The sequence below is a fragment of the Chitinophagales bacterium genome (assembly GCA_019638515.1).
In the GTDB taxonomy this organism is placed as follows: Bacteria; Bacteroidota; Bacteroidia; order Chitinophagales; family LD1; genus UBA7692.
Genome location: JAHBTS010000001.1, coordinates 187,182 through 212,006, shown reverse-complemented (window position 1 = coordinate 212,006; position 24,825 = coordinate 187,182). Strand labels below are relative to the sequence as shown.

At 40.7% G+C, this 24,825-nt stretch carries 22 protein-coding genes; 9 read left to right on the top strand and 13 right to left on the bottom strand.

Going from position 1 to position 24,825, the window contains the following annotated elements; translation table 11 throughout:
* The first annotated feature begins 39 nt into the window (after window positions 1-39).
* Window positions 40-612 (top strand): crossover junction endodeoxyribonuclease RuvC, encoded by a 573-nt coding sequence (ruvC, locus tag KF872_00990; protein MBX2902099.1) that lies wholly within the window; start codon window positions 40-42, stop codon window positions 610-612.
* An 8-nt stretch (window positions 613-620) separates the two neighbouring features.
* Here ruvC and KF872_00985 read toward each other — a convergent pair whose 3' ends face one another.
* Genes KF872_00985 through KF872_00975 form a run of 3 tightly spaced genes read right to left on the bottom strand, consistent with a single transcriptional unit; the run spans window position 621 to window position 4,647 of the window.
* Window positions 621-1,406 carry a M48 family metalloprotease gene (locus KF872_00985; GenBank protein MBX2902098.1) on the bottom strand — a complete coding sequence of 262 codons (786 nt, stop codon included), beginning with the start codon at window positions 1,404-1,406 and terminating at the stop codon, window positions 621-623.
* A 51-nt stretch (window positions 1,407-1,457) separates the two neighbouring features.
* Window positions 1,458-3,134, bottom strand: a complete 1,677-nt coding sequence (locus tag KF872_00980) for a peptidase C45 (GenBank protein ID MBX2902097.1) — start codon at window positions 3,132-3,134, stop codon at window positions 1,458-1,460.
* A complete protein-coding gene (locus tag KF872_00975; GenBank protein MBX2902096.1) occupies window positions 3,118-4,647 on the bottom strand; it encodes an NAD(P)/FAD-dependent oxidoreductase in 1,530 nt (509 codons plus the stop codon). Before KF872_00975 ends, KF872_00980 begins: the two co-directional genes overlap by 17 nt.
* 164 nt (window positions 4,648-4,811) lie before the next feature.
* Between KF872_00975 and KF872_00970 the strand changes: the two genes are divergently transcribed.
* From KF872_00970 to KF872_00960, 3 genes are read left to right on the top strand one after another with little or no spacing between them, the layout of a single operon-like run.
* Window positions 4,812-6,170, top strand: coding sequence for a sigma-54-dependent Fis family transcriptional regulator (locus KF872_00970; GenBank protein ID MBX2902095.1), 1,359 nt, complete (start codon window positions 4,812-4,814; stop codon window positions 6,168-6,170).
* A gap of 10 nt (window positions 6,171-6,180) precedes the next feature.
* Window positions 6,181-7,338, top strand: coding sequence for a PLP-dependent transferase (locus KF872_00965; protein ID MBX2902094.1), 1,158 nt, complete (start codon window positions 6,181-6,183; stop codon window positions 7,336-7,338).
* On the top strand, window positions 7,335-8,021 hold the full coding sequence (locus KF872_00960) for a leucine-rich repeat domain-containing protein (protein MBX2902093.1): 687 nt from the start codon (window positions 7,335-7,337) through the stop codon (window positions 8,019-8,021). The genes KF872_00965 and KF872_00960 overlap by 4 nt, the downstream gene beginning before the upstream one ends.
* Here the strand turns inward: KF872_00960 and rlmN are convergent.
* The gene (rlmN, locus tag KF872_00955; GenBank protein ID MBX2902092.1) at window positions 8,018-9,058 is read right to left on the bottom strand and encodes a 23S rRNA (adenine(2503)-C(2))-methyltransferase RlmN; all 1,041 of its coding nucleotides are present in this window, start codon (window positions 9,056-9,058) and stop codon (window positions 8,018-8,020) included. The genes KF872_00960 and rlmN overlap by 4 nt on opposite strands.
* Before the next feature lie 124 nt (window positions 9,059-9,182).
* Between rlmN and KF872_00950 the strand changes: the two genes are divergently transcribed.
* Both KF872_00950 and KF872_00945 read left to right on the top strand, forming a co-directional pair.
* Window positions 9,183-9,611 carry a DUF2147 domain-containing protein gene (locus KF872_00950; GenBank protein ID MBX2902091.1) on the top strand — a complete coding sequence of 143 codons (429 nt, stop codon included), beginning with the start codon at window positions 9,183-9,185 and terminating at the stop codon, window positions 9,609-9,611.
* Between the two features lie 83 nt (window positions 9,612-9,694).
* A complete protein-coding gene (locus KF872_00945; GenBank protein MBX2902090.1) occupies window positions 9,695-12,157 on the top strand; it encodes a carboxypeptidase-like regulatory domain-containing protein in 2,463 nt (820 codons plus the stop codon).
* On the opposite strand, the gene KF872_00940 is transcribed toward KF872_00945, so the two are convergent.
* From KF872_00940 to KF872_00925, 4 genes are all read right to left on the bottom strand, one after another.
* Window positions 12,154-12,834: a response regulator transcription factor gene (locus KF872_00940; protein ID MBX2902089.1), complete on the bottom strand. Its 681-nt coding sequence runs from the start codon at window positions 12,832-12,834 to the stop codon at window positions 12,154-12,156. The two genes, KF872_00945 and KF872_00940, sit on opposite strands and share 4 nt — an antisense overlap.
* Before the next feature lie 87 nt (window positions 12,835-12,921).
* Window positions 12,922-13,572, bottom strand: a complete 651-nt coding sequence (locus tag KF872_00935; protein MBX2902088.1) for an LON peptidase substrate-binding domain-containing protein — start codon at window positions 13,570-13,572, stop codon at window positions 12,922-12,924.
* Window positions 13,573-13,581: 9 nt separating this feature from the next.
* Complete coding sequence (locus KF872_00930) at window positions 13,582-13,986, bottom strand: acyl-CoA thioesterase (GenBank protein ID MBX2902087.1); 405 nt, start codon at window positions 13,984-13,986, stop codon at window positions 13,582-13,584.
* 17 nt (window positions 13,987-14,003) lie between these two features.
* Entirely contained in the window at window positions 14,004-15,197 is a 1,194-nt protein-coding gene (locus KF872_00925) for an aspartate aminotransferase family protein (GenBank protein MBX2902086.1), read from the bottom strand.
* 175 nt (window positions 15,198-15,372) lie between these two features.
* Between KF872_00925 and KF872_00920 the strand changes: the two genes are divergently transcribed.
* Complete coding sequence (locus KF872_00920) at window positions 15,373-16,149, top strand: LUD domain-containing protein (protein ID MBX2902085.1); 777 nt, start codon at window positions 15,373-15,375, stop codon at window positions 16,147-16,149.
* Here KF872_00920 and frr read toward each other — a convergent pair.
* From frr to KF872_00905, 3 genes are read right to left on the bottom strand one after another with little or no spacing between them, the layout of a single operon-like run.
* Entirely contained in the window at window positions 16,146-16,712 is a 567-nt protein-coding gene (gene frr / locus KF872_00915; protein ID MBX2902084.1) for a ribosome recycling factor, read from the bottom strand. The genes KF872_00920 and frr overlap by 4 nt on opposite strands.
* Window positions 16,713-16,751: 39 nt before the next feature.
* Window positions 16,752-17,456 (bottom strand): UMP kinase, encoded by a 705-nt coding sequence (gene pyrH / locus KF872_00910; protein MBX2902083.1) that lies wholly within the window; start codon window positions 17,454-17,456, stop codon window positions 16,752-16,754.
* 28 nt (window positions 17,457-17,484) lie between these two features.
* On the bottom strand, window positions 17,485-18,219 hold the full coding sequence (locus tag KF872_00905) for a hypothetical protein (protein ID MBX2902082.1): 735 nt from the start codon (window positions 18,217-18,219) through the stop codon (window positions 17,485-17,487).
* 130 nt (window positions 18,220-18,349) lie between these two features.
* Here KF872_00905 and thrS point away from each other — a divergent pair, with 130 nt between their 5' ends.
* The gene (gene thrS, locus KF872_00900) at window positions 18,350-20,278 is read left to right on the top strand and encodes a threonine--tRNA ligase (protein ID MBX2902081.1); all 1,929 of its coding nucleotides are present in this window, start codon (window positions 18,350-18,352) and stop codon (window positions 20,276-20,278) included.
* 56 nt (window positions 20,279-20,334) lie between these two features.
* Entirely contained in the window at window positions 20,335-22,233 is a 1,899-nt protein-coding gene (locus tag KF872_00895; GenBank protein ID MBX2902080.1) for an LTA synthase family protein, read from the top strand.
* 4 nt (window positions 22,234-22,237) lie between these two features.
* On the opposite strand, the gene KF872_00890 is transcribed toward KF872_00895, so the two are convergent.
* Both KF872_00890 and KF872_00885 read right to left on the bottom strand, forming a co-directional pair.
* On the bottom strand, window positions 22,238-23,575 hold the full coding sequence (locus KF872_00890; protein MBX2902079.1) for a saccharopine dehydrogenase NADP-binding domain-containing protein: 1,338 nt from the start codon (window positions 23,573-23,575) through the stop codon (window positions 22,238-22,240).
* A 167-nt stretch (window positions 23,576-23,742) separates the two neighbouring features.
* Window positions 23,743-24,771 carry a peptidoglycan-binding protein gene (locus KF872_00885; GenBank protein MBX2902078.1) on the bottom strand — a complete coding sequence of 343 codons (1,029 nt, stop codon included), beginning with the start codon at window positions 24,769-24,771 and terminating at the stop codon, window positions 23,743-23,745.
* Window positions 24,772-24,825: the final 54 nt, after the last annotated feature.

The window sequence follows — 24,825 nt, the reverse complement described above, 5'->3', positions numbered from 1 at the left end:
AATTGCACTTGAATTGAGCAATTCTTGCAGCGCATACACATGAGTAAAATTTCAAGCGAAAACAAGAAGGTGATTTTAGGAATAGACCCCGGCACTATTGTTATGGGCTATGGCGTAATAGAAGTATGCGGGCAGCAAATTACCTTGCAAAGTATGGGTGTGGTGCAGCTTTCTAAGTATGGTGATTCGGTTCAAAAACTAAAAGTAATTTCCGAAAAAGTAACCGGACTCATTCACCAATACGGACCAACAGAATGTGCAATCGAAGCTCCTTTTTTTGGCAAAAACGTACAAAGTATGTTGAAACTCGGGCGTGCACAAGGTGTTGCTATTGCTGCAGCACTCATGCAGCAAGTAGAAGTATTCGAGTATGCACCCAAAAAGATAAAACAGAGCATTACCGGAAATGGAAATGCAGGTAAAGAACAAGTAGCAGCTATGCTTCAGCACTTATGTAAGTTTTCTATGCAACCTACCTTTTTAGATGCTTCCGATGGATTGGCGGCTGCGGTTTGCCACCATTTTCAAACAGTAGGGGGCGTAAAAAAAACAGCCGGAAAAATATCCGGCTGGAAAGATTTTATTGCTAAAAACCAAGATAGAGTAAAGTAACTACAACTCTATTGCAATGCAACCTTTAGCTGGTCGTAACTGGTAATATCTTCGCCTTGCGTATAGTTATCGGTATCGTTGCAATTCAAATCATTTTTTTGCTTTGTAATATTGGCTACCCGATTGCCCGGATCCGGATGCGTGCTCAAAAACTCAGGAGTGCCTTGGCTTCCAATCTTCTTAAAGAAATCGGCAGCGCCATCGGCACGGTAGCGCGTTGGGCAAAGATATTTTACAGAATAAGTATCGGCTTCGGTTTCGTGATTGCGGCTAAATTTCAATGAAATTAGTTGTCCTGCTATTTCCGCGATTTGTTGTGCATTGCCACCAATAAAAGAAAGCAGGGTTTGTATGCCATATACTTCCGTCATTTGCCGAGTAGAGTGGCGCTTATCGGCATGTGCCATTTCGTGCCCTACCACACCTGCCAGCGAAGATGCATCGTCTAAATACTTTATTAAACCGGTGTACACATAAATATAACCTCCGGGTGTGCAGAAGGCATTCAGTACATCATCTCTCTTAATAATATACAGCTTCCATTCAAAATCGGCTTTGTGTTCAAAATCTGAGGAGCTATTTAAAATAGCATCGCGCATGGTATACAAATAATTATAGGCTGCTTTATTGCTAGCTTCATCTAAAATTGGATACTCAGTGGGATTATTGGCAATCTCTTGCTGGGTTTGCTTGCCCAATGCAATATCGTCTTCAATAGTAAAAAGGTTTATCTTTTTACAACCTTGAATGGTAAGTGCTGCAAGCACAAAAAATACAATTGAATAATGCTTCATACTGGAATGTTCTTTCTGCAAAGAAAGAAAAATGTTTCAGGCAATACTTTTTTATCTACTGCAGGTGGCAATAAAATCTTTGATTGCTTTTTCTTCTTGCTTACTTGCTACTTCTTTTTGCAAGGCTTGTTCAAAATATTTCTTGGCTTGTGTTTTCTGATTCAAGGCAAGGTAGTATTTAGCTATGGCAAAATAAGTTTCCCAGAGTTCAGGATTGCTTTCTATAAACTGGCGCACGAAAGTTTGCTCATCTTTTAATGCTTGTTTTTTGCGTGTAGCAATCCTTATTTGCTGCTTTAGGTCTTTATATAGCATAAATTTTTTCCAACCGGCAGTAAGCAGAAAGGTATCGGCAGGTACTGTTTTCTCCGGCACCGAAAGATTGGCAGTTTGCCTAAACTTTTCGTTTCCAAAAACCTTACTTAAATCATAACACACAAAGGCTCCCAACTGATACGGATTGGCACTCACCCACATTAAACGCTGCTGCGGTTTAAAAATAACGGCATGGTGGCTAATTAGTTGATTTAAGGCTTTTTCGTTGCCAACTCCTATATTCTTTTCGTTTAATCCCTTCTGGTTGCGCAATATATTTCCTACCGCTCTTTCTGAAAACACTTCGGTTTGGTTCATAAGCGCCAGCGTGTGTTGCTGCCTATATGCAGAGGTGGAGTTTTCTATATTTTCTTTATTGCTTTCATCATTTTTAAAAGCATTGCTTTGGTAATGGTTGGCGCATACTATAAAGTTTGTATCGCTTTGATACAGCACCGTCTTAGAAATACTTTTTTCTATAAGTGCAGTTTTGTTATCGGCAGCGCTGCCAATCATGAATGTTTCGCACACAAAAGTTTGATGCTTGTTTGCAATGGCAAATGCCTCATCAATATTTTTTGCATACTGCAAAATTTGGCGTGCCACAATGGCAATTGGAGTAGCGGCTTTGGTGGGCATATCGCTTTTAGCAGCGTTAATGGTTACGGTTAAGCCGTGCTCGTTCATACCCGATACGCAACCCATAAAACCGGCCCAAGTAACCATAGCAAAACGGCTGCCGCTATCGGGTTTCATAAACAGCACAATTTTATCTTCTGCAAACTTATCGCCAAGGCTAAAATCTAAATTGCGGCCAATAATCATGGTAGAGTCTTCTACTTTGCTTCCCCATGCGCCAAACGAGGTGCAGCCCACCAATGCAAAATTCTGCAAGGCATGGCCAATATCGTGTGCGGCATGGTAGTTTAGCATTCTATCGAATGGCGCTGCTACATAATCGAACTCATGTGGCGCAGAAAGCGATTCGCCATAAATTTCTTTTTGGTGTTCGATGGGGAAATGCTCGCTCAAATCGCGGTTAAAAAAACGCGTGAAATAAGAGAGAAAGCGCAGGTACTTTTTATTGGGCACCAACTGATTTATTTGCTCCACAAATGCTTCTTCTTGCTTGTAGAGTAAATCTTTATTCAACTTACCTAAAATTACACCTCTATCAAAAGCTTCTCCTTCTACATATTCTTCCCATAAACCAAACTCATTTTTGCGCAAAAAATTATTGCCTAGCGTAAAGTAGTTATTGCTTACCTGCACACGCTCGCTTGTTTCAAACTTGCTTTTGTTTACGGTGGGAATTGGTGGTTCCAGCACATAATTAAAATACACCCACAAGGTTGTAAGAAGCAATATAAAAACTGCTGCTAAGAGGAGTAATATCTTATGCCATCGTTTCATTAGCCGCAAGTATTTTATTCAGTAAATATTCCTTACCAATTAGGCTGCCGCAGGTTACGAGTGCCGTCATGGCTACGCCTAGAATACCGTGAAGATTTACATTCTGCCCCGTTAAAAAAAGATTGGGAATTTTTGTATTGGTCATTAAACGAGTTTTCATGGCATCGTTGTAGTCTTTTACAATGCCATAGCAGCTACCATCGGCAGTACCCATATAATCGCGATACGAAAGTGGTGTAGAAGTGTAATAAGTTTCTATATTCTCAACTATGTGCGGAAACTTTTTTGCCATTACCTGCAATAACCTTTCTGCCTTTTGCTTTTTAAATTGCTGATAGCTTTCGCTCCTTTCACTTTCGTGCAGTGTGGTGTTGTGTGTATGTGCCCATTCTTGTACTTCGCTAAAATTCATATATGCCATTACGGCTATAGTTTCTGCATACTGCGATTGCGCTTCGGGTACACCAAAAAACATGGCGTAAGCGCGAGGCCAATCTTCGCTACTATGCTGTGTGGCATTCCATACATCTGCAGTTTCAAAATAATGATAGTTTCTATTTTGATACGCTACTGCTTGGGGCTTGAGCTTCGCATAAAGTGTAAAAGATGCTACTGAATTTTCTAAAGAGCTAATTCTATTTTTATAAACCTGCCGGATAACATCGGTTTCTGCAAGCGCCAGCGTTTGCGCGGGGTGAATGTTGGAAATAAATGTTGCTGCAATAATTTTTTCTCCGCCTTCTAGCTCTAAATAATCGGCAACACCTTGTGTTACATGTATTTTTTCAACTTTCGTTTTCCTTAGAATTACACCACCGTTTGCCTTAACTACCCTTGCTAACAATTTGGCAATTTGATCGCCTCCACGCTTACATTTTACAGCACTTTCTATATAACTGTTTACTACTAACGCATGAATATATAATGGTGTTTTTTCTGCAACTCCGGCATACAAAATATTGGTGCCGGCTAATACCTGTTGTAACTTTAGGTTGGTGGTAAGTTCCTTAAAATAATGCGCTGCACTTTTTTCAAACACCGAAAAATCTGAATAGCTATCGAAGGAACGCAAGTTATACAAAGGAAACTGGCTGCAAATTGCTTGCATATCGGCACAGTATTTTTTTATGGCCTCCTCCTCCTCGGGAAAATATTTGCACATAATTCTTGCAAAATTTTCATAGCCCATACCGTAATGGTATGCCTGCGTATCGTTGCCAAACAGCACCACATCAAAACCATCTTCCTCCATGCGGCTTACTTGTAACCGCTCTGCAATTCCCAAGTAATTAAAAATGGCATATAAATTTTTCCCCGGCTCTAAACCGCCTATGTAGTGAACGCCCGTATCGTACACGCATCCATCGCGTTTAAAGGTTTGCAAGCAGCCGCCTATTTGTTCGTTTTTTTCAACTATGCAAACGCGCTTACCTTCTTTACTTAAAATGGCACCACACAGTAAACCACCTAAACCACTACCAATAATTGCTATATCAAAATGCTTATCTGCCATTGCGTTTGCTGCTTTGCAAATATCTTAAATTTTAATTCGTGCCGAAAGTAAAAGCACTTTACACGGCCACATTATACCTTGTAGCAACGCATGTTAGCGTTAAAATGCCGCTGTTTTTTTTGAAAATGATATTTTGCAGCGTTTTACAATAAAAACCTTCGCACATGCCAAACATTTTAATTGCAGATGACGAAAAAGCAATTCGCAAAACACTCAAAGAAATTTTAGAGTTTGAAGGCTACCATGTTGATGAAGCTGAAGATGGTGCCAAGGCACTGAATATGATTCGAGAGTTTGACTACGACTTAGTTCTGTGCGATATTAAGATGCCTAAAATGGACGGCATGGAAGTGCTTTCTAAAGCAATGGCTGAAACAGCAGAAACACCCTTTATTATGATATCGGGACACGGCACGGTAGAAAATGCCGTAGAAGCCACCAAAAAAGGCGCCTTCGATTTTATTTCTAAACCACCGGATTTAAACCGTTTGCTTATTACCATTCGCAATGCTTTAGAAAAAGCCAATTTGCAAATTGAAGCTAAAGTATTAAAAAGAAAAGTTGGCAAAACCCGCGAAATAATTGGCGAATCGCCAGCTATCAAAAAAATAAAAGACACTATTGAAAGAGTAGCGCCTACCGATGCACGCGTACTTATTACAGGCGACAACGGCACCGGCAAAGAATTGGTAGCCCGCTGGGTACACGAAAAAAGCAATCGTGCCAACGCTCCTCTGGTAGAAATAAATTGTGCGGCCATGCCCGGAGAACTTATAGAAAGTGAACTCTTTGGGCACGAAAAAGGCTCCTTTACTTCTGCCATAAAAACACGCATAGGCAAATTTGAGCAAGCGCATGGCGGCACACTTTTCTTAGACGAAATTGGCGACATGAGCATTGCCGCCCAAGCAAAAGTACTGCGCGCTTTACAAGAAGGAAAAATTACCCGAGTAGGTGGCGATAAAGATATTTCGGTTGATGTGCGCGTAATTGCCGCTACCAATAAAGATTTGCTTAAAGAATCGGAAGAAGGCAGATTCCGCCTCGATTTATACCACCGCTTAGGTGTAATTATTATTCATGTTCCTTCGCTCAACGAAAGAAGAGACGATATTCCACTGCTAGCAGAAAAATTCATAAAAGAAATTTGCGAAGACAGCGGCATCTCCAAAAAACTTATTACGCCCAAAGCACTGGAGGAATTAAAACTTATGAACTGGTCGGGCAATATCCGCGAACTGCGCAACGTAATGGAGCGCCTCGTAATTCTTAGCGGATACAAAGTTACTGAAGAAGAAGTGCGTGCTTATGTTACAAACACGCAAGCTAAAGACACACCTGTAGATTTATTTGAATCGTTCGATAGATTTCAAGATTTTAAAGAACATATCGAGCGCTTATTCATAGAACACAAGCTCAAAAAATTCAGTTGGAATGTATCTAAAACCGCAGAAGTATTAGATATTCAGCGCAGCCACTTATACAACAAAATAGAAAAGTACGAACTCAGGAGAAATCTGTAATTGTTTCTCTATGGATGATATTTCTTTCATACTAAACCATTTAGGCGAAGAGCGTGCCAATTATTTTGGCGCAGTAGCTCCGCCACACATACAGTCATCAAATTTTGCATTTCGCAGCACCGATGAACTGCGCCATGCCTTATTACACGAAAGCGAAAAAAGCCTTTATACACGCGGCAAAAATCCAACCTCAGATATTTTATGTAAAAAAATTGCCGCTCTTGCCGGAGCCGAGAGTGCGCTGGTGCTCGGTAGTGGCATGGCCGCCATGAGCACTGCTGTTTTGAGTTTGGTAAGCACAGGCAAGCACGTTATTTGCCAGCAACATCCTTACAGCTGGACCAAAAAACTTTGCACTAAAATTTTAGCTGCCTTTGGTGTTGAATACACTTTTGTAGATGGCACAGATACTGCCAACATAAAAAATGCCATTCGCCCCAATACCACCCTCATTATTCTTGAAAGCCCCAATACTTTTACATTTGAAATTCAAGATTTAAAAGCGGTTGCCGCACTTGCCAAACAACAAGGCATTACCACTATTATAGACAACACGTATTGCACTTCGTTGGGGCAGCGCTGTATAGAATTGGGTATAGACATAGAGGTGCATTCACTCACCAAATATTATTCCGGCCATAGCGATGTGGTTGCCGGATGTATTATTGGAAGCCAACATTTAATCGAGAAAATTTTTGCAACCGGTTTCCAAAATATTGGCGGTATTCTTTCGCCTCACGATTCGTGGTTAATTCTGCGCGGCTTGCGCACTTTACCGCTTCGTTTAAAACAAGTAAAAGAAACTACCGATAAAGTAGTAGCGTTTTTAGCGCAGCATCCGCGGGTAGAAAAAGTACTGTATCCTTTTCACCACTCGTTTGCGCAACATGCTTTGGCACAGCAGCAAATGCAATGGTGTGGCGGTTTATTTTCTATTCAGCTAAAAGCCCAATCTACCGATGAGGTAGAGCTTTTTGTAAATAATTTAAAAGCATTTTTACTTGCCGTAAGCTGGGGCGGACACGAATCGCTCGTATTTCCTGTTTGTGCAGCATTACCAAAAGGTAACTATAACAGCCATTTACCGTTTAACCTGATTAGATTCTATTGCGGATTAGAATCTTCGGATTTTTTAATAGCGGATTTGAAACAGGCTTTAAACAAATGAAATTGAATTTTTGGGGAATACTGATGCTACTACTACAGGTATGCAGCACCGTAAATGCACAAACATTTACCAACCTTACAAGTGCCTTGCAGCAACCCGAAAAAGTAATTACACTCAACTTAAGCGGCCAGCATATTACTGCGCTACCTTCCAATTTTTCTAAGTTCATTCATTTGCAAAAACTTATCTTAAACGATAATGCTATTGCCGCTTTTCCTACCGAAATATTGCATTGCAAGAAATTGCGAGTACTCCAGCTCACTGGAAATAAAATTGCACGGCTGCCTAAAGAAATTGCGCAATTAGAAAATTTGGAAGAACTAGAAATTGCATTCAACAGCATTGTGCACTTACCTGCCGAAATAGGCCAACTAAAAAATCTTACTAAGTTGAATATTGCCAATAACCAGCTTGCACAATTGCCCGATAATTTCGCACAATTATTGCACCTCTCTATTCTCGATTTAAGCTACAACCAGTTTACACAACTACCTAAGCAAATACTGCAATTGCCAACACTAAGAACTTTAGATGTAACTTTCAACAAACAACTAAAAACGGTGGGCATTACAAGCGGCACACTTCCGGCATTGCGTTTAATGCAAGTAAAAGGAACTGCTCTTTCTCCCAGCGAAATACAGCAGCTCAACAGTATTATTCCAGATTGCTTATTGGTGCTTTAATGTTTGTTTGCCAACTGTCCGCAAGCAGCATCAATATCTTTTCCACGACTACGCCTTACTTTGGCCTCAATATTCTTACTGCGCAAGTAAGCTAAGAAAGCATCGCGCTTTTCTGCTTTTGCCTTTTTAAAGGTTACACCTTCCACATTATTGTACTCAATTAAATTGATGAATGCAGGAACTTTTTTATAGAGTTTTGCGAGGTTTTCTGCATCTTCCAACGAGTCGTTGAATCCATCAAAAAGAATATACTCAAACGTTACCTTGTTGCCCGTTTTTTCATAAAAATAATTCAATGCGGCAATTACATCTTCTAGCTTATTGCTCCGGTTTACATCCATTATTTTCTCACGTTTTTCGTTGGTTGGCGCATGTAGCGAAAGTGCCAGATTAAATTTCAATCCTTCGTCTGCCAATTTTCGTATGCCCCTTTCAATGCCGGAAGTAGAAACAGTAATGCGTTTTGCTGCCATATTTAATGCATCGGGCGAAGTAAGCAGCCTTATGCTCTGCATTACATTATCGTAATTCAGCAATGGCTCACCCATTCCCATATATACCACATTGGTTAAACCTCTACCTTGGTTGGCATTAGCGGCATGGCGGTTGAGTAAAGTAATTTGATCATAAATTTCTCCGGCTGTAAGATTGCGTTCGCGTTTTAAAAACCCGGTAGCGCAAAACGAACAACTGAGCGAGCAACCCACCTGCGAAGAAACACAAGCAGTGGCGCGGTCTTCATCCGGTATCATTACACCTTCCACAATGCGGCTATCGTGTAAACGCATAGCCAATTTCACAGTCCCGTCTTTACTTCTTTGCACCACATCTTCCTGCACCGGAAAAAATTTAAACTCCAATTGCAGCTTCTCGCGCAATGGTTTAGAAAGGTTACTCATTTCATTAAAATCGAGTGCGCCCTTCTTCCATATCCATTCCAATATTTGCTTCGCGCGAAATTTAGGTTCGCCCATATTTACCAACTGCTGCTCCAAGCTTTCTTTGGTTAGCTGTCTTATATCTTGTAATTCGCTCATATTGTGCGGCAAAGCTATGTAAAAATGCACAGCCTGTTTAAGATTTACATCTGCAATCCCATTTCACCAATTTATTTCGTTTAATTAAAATGCTTGTATATCTTCGGTAAGTTAATTCCATCCAATGAAAAAGGTTTTTACATTAAGTTTTTTCTGCCTATTGGCAGCAATTGTTTTTGCGGGCAGTGGCATTGAAAACACTTGGTACAACCAAGAAAAAGACGGAAAAATCCTTATATATCAACTCAACGGATTATACTACGGAAAAATAGTTTGGCTTAAAACACCAATAGAAAACGGGAAACCTAAACTAGATAAAAACAATCCCGAACCGGAACTGGCAAAGAAACCTTTAATTGGCGCTATTGTAATTAAAAATTTCACCAAAAAGAACGAAACCGAATTTGTTGGAGGCACCATATACGACCCCAAAAATGGCAAAACATATTCGTGTAAAATGACCTTAAAAGGAAAGGTAGTAGATGTGCGCGGCTATATTGGTATTCCCGCCTTTGGCAGAACAACCGTATGGACCTTAGCCGAAGACCAATAACCGCTCTCTATTCTTTTCTCAATTAAGCGTACAAACAAAAAACAACGCCCTTTGCATTATTTCTGAACACAAACCCAATTTGCATGAAGCACATTTATGCACTTATTTTATTGGCTTGCTCAGCTTACTTGCAAGCACAAATAACACAAACTATTCGCGGCACTATTATTGATAAAGACGACCAACAAGCGCTTGCAGGCGTAAGTGTTGCCGTGTACAAAAATAATGAGCTGCTAAAAGGAACACTCACCGACAACGAAGGAACCTTTAGGTTAGAACAAATTACCGTAGGCAGGGTTACCATAGTTGCCAGCTACCTCGGTTACAAGAAGGCATCGCTACCTAATACCGTTGTAAATGCAGGCAAAGAAGTAGTGCTGAACATAGAAATGGAAAGCAGCATAGAAGCATTGAAAGAGGTAGAAATAACAGCCGTACGCAAAGGCGAAACCATCAACGAAATGGCCATGATTTCGGCACGCGGTTTTAATGTGGAAGAAACCGAACGCTATGCAGGCAGCCGTGGCGACCCTGCCCGCATGGCAAGTAATTTTGCTGGAGTTTCCGGCAGCGATGATTCGCGCAACGATATTGTGGTGCGCGGCAACTCACCTTTTGGTGTGCAATACCGCTTAGAGAATGTACACATTCCCAATCCCAACCACTTTAATATTCCCGGAAGTGTAGGCGGCAGTGTTGCCATTTTAAACAACCGCATGCTCAGCAATTCCGATTTTTACACAGGTGCTTTTCCTGCCGAGTTTGGCAATGCGCTGGCAGGAATCTTTGATATAAGAATGAAAAAAGGCAACAACGAGCGCAATGAATTTACGGGAGAATTTGGGCTACTCGGTGCCAATGTATTTGGCGAAGGCCCTTTTAGCAAGAAGAGTAAAGCAAGCTATATTTTCAATTACCGCTATGCCACCCTGGAGTTACTGAACTTAATGGGAGTAGATATTGGCACCGAAGCCATTCCGCGCTATACCGATTTACAGTTTAAAGTAAACGCTCCCACTAAAAATGGCGGCAATGTAAGTTTGTTTGGAATTGGTGGTTACAGCAATATCAATCTACTTACCTCCTCACAAAAAGAACTAACCCAAGGTCGCGATATTTATGCCAGCGGAGGCCGCGATGAATACTTCCAATCCGGAATGGGAGTGGCAGGTGTAAACTATACGCGCCCGGTAGCAAAAAATGCGTATGCCACTATTACTTTTGCTGCCTCTACCGAGTGGGTAAATGTAAAGCACAGCCGAGTGCTGCGCCATGTAGATAGCAGTGGCAGTAAACCAATGTGGGTTGTAGATACTATTTACGGAAAGTTATTTTACCGTTTCATTACTTCTAAACTTACCGGTGGTTTTATGCGCCAATACAAGCTAAATGCACGCCACACCATCCGCTTTGGTTTACTTACCGAAGCATGGCGCTTTAACTTGGTAGATAGCAACTTTAGCGAGTTTACCAACCAATGGTATTGGAGAGTAAATGTGCAACGTTGGGATTTTATGTTTCAACCTTATGTGCAATGGAAATGGAATATCAGCGATCAACTTACTTTTAATGCCGGCTTACACGGGCAAATTTTTACGCTCAACAGCAATAGTTGGAGTATAGATCCACGCATGGCGTTTAAGTATCAATTCAGAAAGAACCAAAGCCTTAGTTTGGGAGTTGGTTTACACTCGCAAATGCTGCCCACTTACAGTTATTTCATAACGCGCAACGAATACAGAAATACAGGCAGCTACAACCAAAACCTTGGATTTATGCGCAGTTTTCACTCTGTAATAGGATACGATTTATTTATTGGAAACAGTATGCGTATTAAAATGGAAGCATACTACCAACAGCTATTCAATATTCCCGTAGATACTTTTGCATCGAGCTATAATGTATTGAATGAAGGTGCAGGTTTCGAAAGGTTTTTTCCGCTAAAACTCACCAATAAAGGTATTGGCAGAAACTTTGGCTTTGAATTTACATTTGAAAAATTTTTCACCCGCAATTGGTTTATTATGTTTACCGGAAGCGTATATGATGCCCGCTACCGCGGCAGCGATGGCAAATGGTACAACAGCGATTTTAATGGCTTATACAACATGAATCTGTTGGGAACAAAAGAGTTTGTGTGGCAGGGCAAAAACAAGAAGAAAGACATTAAGCGTATAAACACTTTTGGCATTGGCGGCAAAATAACCTTTGCTGGCGGCAAGCGCTACACGCCTTACGATACCGTTTTAAGCCCCATAAGTGAAGATCCTGTACTGCTAAACAGCGAGCGCAACAAACAACATTTTAAACCCTACTTTAGATTTGATGTACGCATAAACTATCGCTGCAACACACGCAATATTACGCACGAAGTAGGTATAGATTTGGTAAATATCACCTTCCAAAAAAATGTGCTGCGTTTAGATTATGTTCCTTCTACCAAAGGCACGCAAGAAGTGTACCAATTGGGCTTCCTACCTTTGTTTTACTACAGAATTGACTTTGCTATAAATGGCAAGAAAAAATCGGAAACAAACAGCAATTAGGCATCGAACTTATACCCGATTCCTTTAATGGTTTTAAAATTATCATCGCCTAATTTTTCGCGCAATTTGCGGATATGAACATCTATGGTGCGATCGCCTACAATGGTTTCATTCCCCCATACTTTGCTTAAAATTTCTTCGCGTTTAAATACTCTGCCGGGTTTCCCTATAAGTAAATTCAATAGTTCAAACTCCTTGCGCGGCAGCGAAATTTCTTCTCCACTTTTAATAACCACATACCGTTCTCTATCTACTTCTATATCGCCTGCTTTAATAAGTTTGCTATTTTCGTTGCTTTCTAACCTGCGCATTAAAGCGCGGATGCGGCTAATAAAAACACGTGGCTTTATTGGCTTGGTAATATAATCATCGGCACCTACTTCAAAGCCGGCTATTTGCGAATAATCTTCATCGCGAGCAGTTAAAAAAGTAATAATGGTAGATTTAAACTGTGATAAACTGCGCAACTCTCTACATGTTTCGATTCCATCTAATTTGGGCATCATAAGATCTAAAATAATAATGTGCGGCAGCGTTTTCTTAGCTACTTCTATTGCCTCTAAACCATTGGAGGCAGTGTGTACCCAAAATCCTTCGCGCTCCAAATTATACTTCATAAAGTCCAACACATCGGCTTCATCATCCACCAACAAAATTTTTATATCGTTTGTTTCCATGCTTCAAAATTGTGTGGCAAAACTATGTAGCCAAAGTTACGGATGTGTTAAGAAATAGCTATCGAAATATGGCGAATGCGGCTTTTGCTATTTTTTAAAGTTAAAATTTTCGGGTGGTTTTTCATTTCTAAAGTGCCCATTCATTCTTACTTTTTCGCGCAGGCGGTTGGCTTCTTCAATGGTAGGAATTACCTGAATTAAATGCTGAATAAGTGCCATTTGTCGCTGCTTCTCGGAATGCACTTCCAGCAGCCTGCATTGCTGCGGTAGCGAAAGAGCGCAGTAGGCAATTAAATCGAACGAAAGTGGATTCTTAAACTTCTTATACGGATCGAAATCGGTTCCCAAAAACGCATGCAGCTTCATCAATAATTCATACAGTTGTGGCTGCAACTCGTTTGTATCTAAGGGCAGGTGCGGCATTTCGCTCACAATGGCAGCGCTGTATAGCTTATTGGGAACTTCTTGTATTACTTCCAACACTTGCAGAATCTGAGTGGCTTCGGTGCGCACATCCATTTCTCCGGAATCGTATGTTTTAGAAATTTCGGTAAGGCGAATTTCGGTAGCGTATTCATTCAATCTATCGTCTATTACCGGAGGAATGGCAAAAGTTTTTCCGGTATCAAAACACTCCTTAATAAGTTGGCGGTAGCGGGGTTCAAAAATATGCAGGTTAAGCGCTTGCCCCGGAAACACTACCAACTTTAATGGAAAAACAGGAATAAATTTTTGCATAACAGCGAATCAAAAAAACGGTTGTAACTTTTCGAGCAACATATTGGGTGTGTGCACTAAACGATTGGTGGCTTTATTCAAAAAAACTAACCATGTTTCACCTTCATTTGTTTTAGTGTTTTCGTCCTTAAATATTTCATACGAAAATAAAATGGCTCTGCCCGGCAACTCCGGCACGGTAACTTTTACGGTAAGCAAATCATCGTAAAAAGCAGGTTGGATATACTTAATATTTAAGCGTGTTACGGGCATTATTATTCCGCTTTCTTCCATTTCTCTATACGAAACTCCTAACGATCGAATGGCCTCTGCGCGGGCAATTTCGTAGTAATACGGATAATTCCCATAATACACATATCCCATTTTGTCGGTATCTCCGTAGCGAACCCGTATTTGAGTAGAGTATTGAAACATGATGCAAATTTGAGAATTTAAACGGCTGCTTCGTCTATGCACGCCAATAAAATTTCACATGCTTGCTCTATAAGTTCATTTGGAATATTTAAAGGTGGGGCAATACGCAAGCACTCGGGAGCAAACAAAAACCAATCGGTAAACACACCGCGCTCTATTGCTCTATCTATAATAGTTTTATTCTGTTCGAACGAGCTAAACTGCACGGCCATGAGCAAGCCCTTCCTGCGAATAGCTTTTATGTTTTTGTGTTGTAATAATTTTTCAAACAGTGCTCCTTTTGCTTCAACATCGGCAATAATATTTTCTGCTTCTAATACTTGAAGAGCAGCGGCTCCGGCAGCACACGAAACCGGATGCCCGCCAAAAGTTGTAATATGCCCCAACACAGGATTTTCGGCAATAACTTCCATTACTTTCTGTGCTGCAATAAAAGCACCCAAAGGCATGCCGCCACCAAATGCTTTTGCCAGCAACAATATATCGGGTTGAATGCCAAAATGTTCAAACGCAAACATTTTTCCGGTTCTACCCATGCCTGCTTGCACTTCATCTACAATAAGCAAGGCGCCTGTGCTATTGCACTGCGCGCGCAATTGCTGCATATACGCAGCAGTAGGCACCGTAACACCACTTTCTGCCTGTATAGTTTCAATAATTACGGCTGCGGTTTGGTTATCTATTGTTTTCAATTCGTTTGTGTCGCCATATTTTATGGCAAAAACATTGGGCAAAAGTGGACGATAGTTTCGCTTAAAATACTCATCGCCCATTATGCTCAAAGCTCCGTGCGTGCTGCCGTGATAAGCATTCTTGCAATACACAATTTTAGATTTTCCGGTAAATCGCTTGGCCAATTTTAAAGCACCTTCCGTTGCCTCGGCACCTGAGTTTGTAAAATAAATACTGCCCAATTCTTTAGGAAGAAAACGGCAAAGCGCCTTTGCGTAATTTACTTGTGGCGCTTGTACCAATTCGCCATATACCATTAAGTGCATGTGCCGGGCAGCTTGTGTTTGCACGGCTTCTACAACTTTTGGGTGGCTGTGCCCAATGTTGCAAACACTAATTCCACCAATTAAATCTATCAGCGATTTCCCTTCCGGAGTAAATAGCAAGGAACCTTTGGCGCTTGCAATTTCTAATAGCAGAGGTGCTTTACTGGTTTGCGCAATGTGGTTTAAAAAAACTTGCCTATTGCTTAAGTGCATGACTACTTTGGTTTTAACTACAAACAAAAATAAGGTTACATTATTTTCACCTATCTACAAATGTGAACACCAGCAAAAAAGTTTGTTGAGAAAGAATAGGCGCAAAACAGCGCTGCACCTAATGTTTTAATGTTCTTTTGAAGCGTTAAACATTATCCACTCAATCTCAACATTTATGTTTACAGAGGAACAAGGATTTTTTGGTCGTATCAAAAACTTATTTGGCAACCACCAAGCGGAAAGAGAAGTAGAAGTTATTGCCACAAGAACCGTAGTTGGTTTCAATGAAAATGAAGTAGCACGCCCAACCTCGTTTGCCGATATTATTAACGAGCCAATTGCCGCTTCAACACCTGTTGCTGTACGCACGGTGGAGCCTACTGCCAAAAGCTACGATAAACCAAGCGAAACAGATTTAGATATTCACTTTGCCGAAAACTTTAATGCGCAAGGAGGAGATTTTATTTACTGCGAAACCATTGCCAATGCTATTGAAGTGCTAAAAACCATGAAGCGGCAAAATGAATGGATTCATATTTTTACTTGGGAAAACGAAATTAAAGATGCCTTTTGCGAACACAACTTCCAACGCGGAGCAATTGGCTTTACCATAGAAAATTCCAGTGCTGCCATTTCGCTTTGCGAGAGCTTAGTTGCCGAAGACGGTAGTATAATTTTTAATCCTAAACAAGCTTCGCGCAGAACACTTTCTTGCTTCCCTAACTTTCATATTGTATTGGCGGACGCTACGCGCCTAACGCCATCTTTGGTTACAGGCTTACAGCGCTTTAACCAGCTACATAAACCGGAGCTACCTTCGGTGCTTCGCTTAAACGATGAAAACAACACGCACTTTTATGACCAAACCAAATTGGTTTTGCGTGCAGAAGGCACCAAAAATATTTTCGTAATTTTTGTGGACGAAATTATTCCGCCAAGTATTCGACCTTAAACGGTCATAATTTCCTTCTCTTTTACCTCTAGGTGTTTCTCCACCTTAGCTGTAAAATCGTTGGTAATATTTTGAATATCGGCTTCGGCTTTCTTTCCTGAATCTTCCGGCAAGCCGTCTTTCAATAACTTCTTAATTTTTTCGTTGGAATCTCTACGGATATTGCGTACCGAAACACGGGCTGTTTCTGCTTCGCCTTTAGATTGCTTTACTAAATCCTTTCTGCGCTCTTCGGTAAGAGGTGGAATATTTAAGCGAATAATTTTACCATCGCTTTGTGGAGTTAAACCAATGTTTGCCATCATTATGCCACGCTCAATGGCTTGTAACAACGAAGCATCCCACGGTTGAACCGTAATGGTTTTGGCATCGGGAGTAGAAATATTGGCCATTTGGTTTAATGGTGAGCGCGAACCATATGCTTCTACTTCTACACCTTCTAACATTGAAGGATTAGCTCTTCCGGCTCTAATTTTTGAAAGCTCATACTCAAAGTGCTCAATAGCTTTTTGCATGAGCGAACGGGTTTCGTCTAACACCTTTTTTACATCTGCATCTGTCATGGTATGCTTGTTTTACTTCGTTATTTTTTTTCGAATCGTTTACTTTACAATTGTTCCAATATTCTCTCCGCTTACTACTTTGCGCAAGTTGCCTTTTTGGTTCATATCAAATACAATAATAGGCAGGTTATTTTCTTGGCAAAGTGTAAAAGCGGTTAGATCCATTACGTTTAATTTACGCTGTAACGCCTCGTTAAAAGAAAGTTCATTAAACTTAACTGCATTGGCATTTTTTTCGGGGTCGCAATCGTAAATACCATCTACACGTGTTCCTTTTAGAATTACATCGCATTCAATTTCGGTAGCGCGTAAAGCGGCAGCGGTATCGGTAGTAAAATATGGGTTTCCGGTACCGGCTCCAAAAATTACTACACGCCCTTTCTCTAAATGCCTAACTGCTCTTCGTTTAATAAACGGCTCTGCAATTTCTTTCATTTCTATGGCTGTCATCAAACGGGTAAATACACCCACTTTTTCTAATCCGCTCTGTAGAGCCATGCTGTTTATTACGGTTGCCAGCATTCCCATATAATCGCCCTGCACGCGATCTATACCATTATCTGCCGCTTGAATGCCTCTAAAGATATTGCCTCCGCCAATTACAATAGCCACCTCTACTCCGGCTTCTACCAACTCTTTTATTTCTTCGGCATATTGCAAAACCATATTGGTATCTATACCAAACTGTTTTGCGCCCATTAAACTTTCTCCGCTTAGTTTTAAAAGAATGCGTTTATACTGCATGGGCGCGAAGATAGAAAAGATGCGAAAATCACCATTCTTGTTTGCGATTACTTTTTGCCGCCAACTCGCGCACCAATGTTTTTTTGGCAATTGGCAGCATGGTTTCGGGCAATGGAAAAGATTGCTTAAACTCTACTACATACGTTGCGGCATTGGGCAATTCTTTGCGTTGCGCTAGTAATTCATAGCGTATAGTTTCGTAATGGTGGCTAATAGAGACCCTATAATCTGCCAGATGTGTGGTTTTAATGCCCCTGTAGGGTTCTTTGGCATTTTCAAACAAAGTAATTTCATAGTAATACACGCTTATCCACTTCTTTAAAAAATCGCTGAGCATTAAATAACCTTCTTCGTTGCGCAACGGCACAATGCCTACCGGGAAAATTTGCAGTTGCTCCACTACCGTTTCGTACAAATCTTTCCCCTCATCTAATTTGTATTGCAACTCCGGCAGGGCAAATGCTGCAATATCGTTTAGCTCCTGCATAAGCCGATCGTCTTCTGCAAGTGTTTGATACTGTATTGTAAAATGTTCAAAATCTAACTGCGAAATTTGTTTGGGAAAACCATTAGCCACCAACCTTTTTTGCTCGGTAAAAAATTGCAAATTTTCGTAGTGTGTTACCAACTCGCTCAAGCGCGGGTACAGTTTTTTCTCTTTAAACTGCTGCGAAACTTCCTGCAAGAAAGCTAATAACTGATACTTTTTATACTCAAAATCTATACAGCCTTCGGTAAGCCAATAATTACTCAACACAGCCATAACAGTGGTATTTACTATGGTAAACGAATTTAAAACCCAAAAGTTATATAGCTAAAGTTTATTTTACATCTTTTAAACTCACGGCTTTTGCAGAACCAAACTATATTCGCCCACCGAAATTTTTAAAATTATGATGAAGATAACATTGCCCGATGGCGCAGTGCGCGAATACGAAGTAGGAACTTCGGCATTGCAAGTGGCAGAGAGTATTTCGCAAGGTTTGGCAAAAAAAGTATTAGCAGCAGAAGTAAATGGAGAAGTGTATGACCTTACACGCCCCATAAAAACCGATGCTACCGTAAAATTACTTACATGGGAAGAAGATGGTGGAAAGAAAACTTTTTGGCATTCGAGCGCCCACTTAATGGCAGAAGCTTTGGAAGCTACTTTCCCTAACGTAAAGTTTGGCATTGGCCCGCCAATAGAAGAAGGCTTTTATTATGATATTGATTTGGGCGATCGCAAACTTACCGAAGAAGATTTGCGCAAACTCGAAACAAGCATTAAAGAATTGGCAGCCAAAAACAGCCAATACCTGCGCAGCGAAGTAAGCAAAGCCGATGCCATCAAGTATTTTACCGACAAAGGCGATGAGTATAAATTAGAATTACTGCAAGACCTAAACGATGGCGAAATTACTTTCTACCAACAAGGTAATTTTACCGATTTGTGCCGCGGACCACATATTCCTTCTACCGGCTACATTAAAAGCATTAAACTGCTAAGCATAGCCGGAGCCTACTGGCGCGGAAACGAAAAAAACAAACAGCTTACCCGCATCTACGGCATTACTTTTCCTAAACAACAGATGCTAGATGAATATCTTACACTGTTGGAAGAACGCAAAAAACGCGACCACCGCACACTCGGCAAAGAATTAGAGATATTTACTTTTGACGATGAAGTGGGTCCCGGCTTGCCCTTGTGGCTGCCTAAAGGTGCTGCCATTATTGAAAAGTTAGAAACCCTGGCTAAAAAAACCGAAGCAGCACAAGGCTACGTGCGCGTAAAAAGCCCGCATATTGCAAAAGAAAGTATGTATTTGCGTAGCGGCCATTTGCCGTATTATGCCGAAAGCATGTTTCCGCCCATGGAATTAGATGGCACTAAGTATTATTTAAAGGCCATGAACTGCCCACACCACCACAAAATTTTTGGCGCTACTCCAAAGAGCTACCGCGATATGCCACTGCGCTTTGCAGAGTACGGCACTTGCTACCGCTACGAACAAAGTGGAGAACTTTTTGGTTTAATGCGCGTGCGCTCGCTACAAATGAACGATGCACACATCTACTGCACCAAAGAGCAATTTGAAGAAGAGTTTATGAAAGTAAATGAGCTCTATGTGAAATACTTCAAAATATTCGGCATAGAAAAATACCAAATGCGTTTTAGCAAACATGAACCAAGTAAACTCGGGCAGAAATACATCAACAACCCCGAACTTTGGCAACAAACCGAAGACATGGTTCGCAAAGTATTGGTAAAAAGCGGCTTACCATTTGTAGAAGTAGCAGATGAAGCTGCTTTCTACGGACCTAAAATTGATATTCAAATATGGAGCGCCATCGGTAGAGAATTTACAATTGCTACCAATCAGGTAGATTTTGCACAAGCCGAAAGATTCGACCTTTGGTTTACCAACGAGAAAAACGAAAAGGAACGTCCGCTTATTATTCACCGTGCACCGCTTTCTACACACGAGCGCTTTATTGGATTTTTGCTAGAACACTACGCAGGAAAATTCCCGCTGTGGTTGGCTCCGGAACAAATTGCCATATTGCCGATTAGCGACAAATATTTAGACTACGCAAAAGCACTTCAATTACAATTGCAGGGCAACGATTTTTCTGTATCAATAGATTCGCGCAGCGAAAAAATTGGCAAAAAAATACGCGATACCGAATTGCGAAAAGTGCCCTACATGTTGGTAGTTGGCGAAAAAGAAGCTGCCGACCAAACCGTAGCAGTACGCAGACAAGGAAAAGGCGACCAAGGTGTAATGCCTGTAAGCAATTTTATTGCCCAGGCATTGCAAGAAGTTGCCAACTTTGAATAAAGCCACTATTGCAACAGCAATAGTAACCACCACAAAAATAATTACCATCTTGCACTATGCGCTTTTTGCTTGCATTTGTAATTCGTTTGGTGGTGCTTTTAGTACTGTACCAATGCTGCAGAATTTTATTTTTTGTATGTAACTATCACTACTTCCAGCACGAAAATATAAACTCGCTACTACAAATATTGTGGGGCAGTTTACGCTTCGATCTTTCTGCACTCATGTATTTGAATGCACCGTTTTTGCTGCTGTTGCTGCTTCCTTTTCCATTTCGCTTCAACCGCTATTACCAGCAAACGGCATTGTGGATTTTCTTTGTTGTAAATGCTATTGGGCTTATTGCCAATATTGCAGATATTGGCTACTATCCGTTTATACTTCGCAGAACCAATGCATCGCTCTTTCTAGAATTTAAAAATGATGCCGGATTGCTTACCAGCATTCAAAAATTTGTTTTTACCTATTGGTATTTATTCATTGCGGCACTGCTATTGCTGTTTGCCTTTTTTTACATAAACCGCAAACTTCCACTGCCGCAAGCAGAAAGCTATAACCGCAAACGCTACATTGCCGATATTGCTGCATTACCATTGGTTGTTTTAATCTGGTTGGGATTTGCACGTGGCAGTTTTGTACCCAGCAACCGCCCAATAAACATAAGCTATGCAGGCGATTATGTAAGCAATCCGGCTGCCACAAGCTTAGTCCTCAACACGCCATTTTCTATTATGACCACCTTGGGCAACATAAAAATTCCCGACTATCATTTTTTCGGCAGTATAGAAGAGGCACAAAAAATATACAATCCTGTTCAGTCCTTTGAAGTAAAGCATGAGCCTAAGAAAAATGTAGTAGTAATTATTGTTGAAAGCCTAAGTAAAGAATTCGTGGCTACACTTAACCAACATAAAGAAGGCTACGAAGGCTTCACCCCATTTATTGATACACTTGTTTTCCACTCACTTACTTTTGAAAACACACTCGCCAATAGCAAACGCTCCATCGAAGGCTTGCCGGCTGTGGTAGCAAGTATTCCTTCGCTTTCGGAGGCATATGTTTTAACGCCTTATTCTTCTAATAAGATAAACTCATTGGCGACCGTACTAAACAAATACGGCTACCACACTTCGTTCTTTCATGGTGCGCATCACGGCTCTATGGGTTTTACAGCCTTTATGAAAATGGCAGGTTTCCAATATACCTTCAGCAAAGAAGAATTTGGCAACGACCAATACTACGATGGTACTTGGGGAATTTGGGATGAAGTGTTTTTGCAGTACTGGAACTCCAAACTTTCATCGTTTCCACAACCGTTTTGCAGCGTATTGTTCACAGTTTCATCGCACCATCCTTTTGCGCTACCTGAAGCATATAAAAACACTTTTAAAAAGGGCTATTTAGATATACATCCTTCTATACAATATACAGACCAATCTTTGAAAAAATTCTTTGAAGAAGCATCCAAAATGCCTTGGTATAAAAACACCATTTTTGTACTCACCGCAGACCACGCAGCCTCGTTTGCGCATTATCCTGAATACAACAACAACGTGGGTGTTTTTTCGGTACCAATTATTTTCTTTACACCCGATTCATCGCTCAGAGGGTTTGAAAATAAAACCGTACAGCAGCAAGATATTTTCCCTTCCATTATAGATTATTTAGGAATTGGCGATACCATTTCGGCATTTGGGAAAAGTGTATTCCAACCTAACACTTCGCCATTGGTAATGAATTATTTTGCGGGCACATTCCAAGTATTCACCGATGAATTTTTGCTGCAATACGATGGCACCAAACCAACAGCTCTTTACCGCTATAGAAGCGATAAATTGCTACAGCAGAATCTGCTAGATAAAATGCCCGAAACGGTTGATGCCATTATGCCTTCCATGCAAGCATACTTACAACAATACGCTCATAGAGTGCGCAACAATAAAATGCTTCCGTAAATTGTTACAATACCTTTTGGGTGTGTACAAAACTAATACCCATTTCTTTCAGCGCTGCTAAAACCGGTTCGTATATTTCTTTCTGTACCGGACGCAACACGCCTGTAAGTTGTATTGCATTATTCAACATCATGCGGGCAGCAATACCAATGGGTAAGCCCACAGTTTCTGCCATTGCTGTGTGGTTATCGTTTCCGTTTCTATCTAAAACTGCGATAGCGTAAAAATGCCTTCCATGAAGTTCATATTCCATTTCATGCAGCATTACTACTCTGTCTTTATCTCCTTTTTTTAGCTGCCACTTTTCTTCCAATATTTTCTGCAATACACTTGCCGCAGTGTGCTTGCCGCTTATTGCCAAAGGTTTTTCTTTAAACAATTCCAGCCATAGCAAGTTTTGAAAAGCCGCGCTATCTTCTTCTACCTTTAAAATTCGTGCTGCTTGCTGCTGCATGCTGCCACCATTTACGCATTGAATAAATCGCTTCATGAAAGTAGCGTTGGTTTCTCCTTCGTGTATTTCTATTGGAGTAGTGTCATCGCAACAGCCCAATTGCACCAATAAATTCCATGCTTCGCAAAAACCATGGTAGCGCAATGTACCTCGGTAAATAGTTGGTGCATTTTCTAAATTATATGGCTCTATAAATGTAAGTGAATCGCGGTTAGGATAGGAATCAAATTTCTCGCTTCCAATTGTAATACAACTTGATGAAGCAAACAATCTGTGGTATGGCAGTAACTGTATGCCGCTATTTTCTTTCCAGCGAATAAAACCGCTGCCCTGCCCTGCCAGCACCACATTGCGTGGGTTCCACGAAAATTTATATCCCCATGGATTGTCGTTGCTTTCTTTAGCCACCAATCCTCCACAATGCGATTTAAAACTTTTCACTACACCTCCTTGCTGCTGTACACTATCTATCATTTCGCAAGCACTCAAATGGTCTATGCCGGGATCTAAACCCATTTCATTTAAAAACAGCAAACCCGCCTTTTGAACCTCGCTGTGCAACTCCTGCATGGCTGCCGCAATGTAAGAGGGCGTAATAAGGTTTTTGCGAAACTGCAAGCAACATACAGCAATTGCCGGATGTAGAGCTGCGGGCAACATAGAAATAACCAATGAACTCTCTACCACTAGTGCTGCTATCTGTTCATCTTCTATACCGCTAATAAGCACTGTATTTAATGCCTCTGAGAACTTTCTGGCATCGGCTAAATTAGTTGGGTTTACATCGGCTATGGTAATGCTGTAATGCTCGATGTGGGCATACTTACTTAAATAATCAATAAGTGCGCCACTCGATTTTCCTGCTCCAAGAATAAGTATGTGCTGCATAACTATTATCTGTACTATATAACTAAAAAAATCTGTGTGCTATATTATAGATTCCTATGCTTGAAACAACAATTGTTATGTATTTCCTATACTAGTCATAAATTAAAAAAGCCCTGCAGGAGCAGGGCTTTTTTAAGTATTTACTTTTCTAAGCTTCTGGACAACGCTTAATTTACACCCAACGCTTTTAGTGTTTCCATATTCAGGTTGCCTACAGGCAAACCTTTATCTTGTTGGAATTTAATAAGAGCTTCTTTTGTTTTTGTTCCAAATACATTATCAAACGGACCTGGATCGTAGCCTTCAGATTTTAATGCTTTTTGGATGGCAAGGATACGTTGCTCATTCAACTTATCGGCACATAAAACTTCACGCCATTCTTGGTATCCTCCTTTTTTTACCAATACTTTTTTCATTACGGTTTTATAGGTTGCAGGCACTTCTACTTTATTGGTTTTGGCAGCTTCCAACACTACTTTGCGCTCTACAAATTTCAATTCGGCAGGTATAGTTTCTTCTCTTGAAGAAGCAGGTGTTTTTAATACCTTTTTAGTTACTTTACGGTAAACAGCCGGAACTTCTACCAAACACCACACTTGGCAATCTGCGGGGTTTGCGCTTAAACACGAAGCATCTGCTTTTCCTTTTTGCCATTTGGTAGTGGCAGGAGTTACCAAAACATCTTCGCTGGTAACTTCATATTCTGCCGGAGTTACCACCTTCTTTACATACGATTTTCTTAATACTACGGTATCGGTAACTTTTCCATATACAGCTGGAATAACCTCTGTTTTATAGCTCAATGGTTTATCTACCACTTGCTCTTCTTTAAACTCAAACTGGTCGGAAATAAAGCAACGTGCATAGCATTTGCCAGGTTCTGCATTAGGAGGCAATTCTGCTCCCTCTGGTTGTGCAGCTGGCACAGTAGCTGTATGCGTTTCGGCAGGGGTACTTTTTGTAACGGCAGGCGAAGTAACTGCAATGGCTGCAGGCTTTACTTTTTCGGCTTCCGGCTTTTGTGTTGCAGGTGCTTTTTCGGGCTGGCTGCCATGTTTATTTTCATCGTAAATCTCGATGTTAGGGTTTTCTTTTTTATATTTTTCCAGATTTTCGTTGCCCGTATTAATAAAGATTTGTGCGCGCATAGCTATGGATGAAACCAACAGCATCAGAATGAGAAGCGAATTCTTCATATAGAAAAAGGATGATTTGTATTCCCTGCAAAAATTATTCTTTATTTTATATCT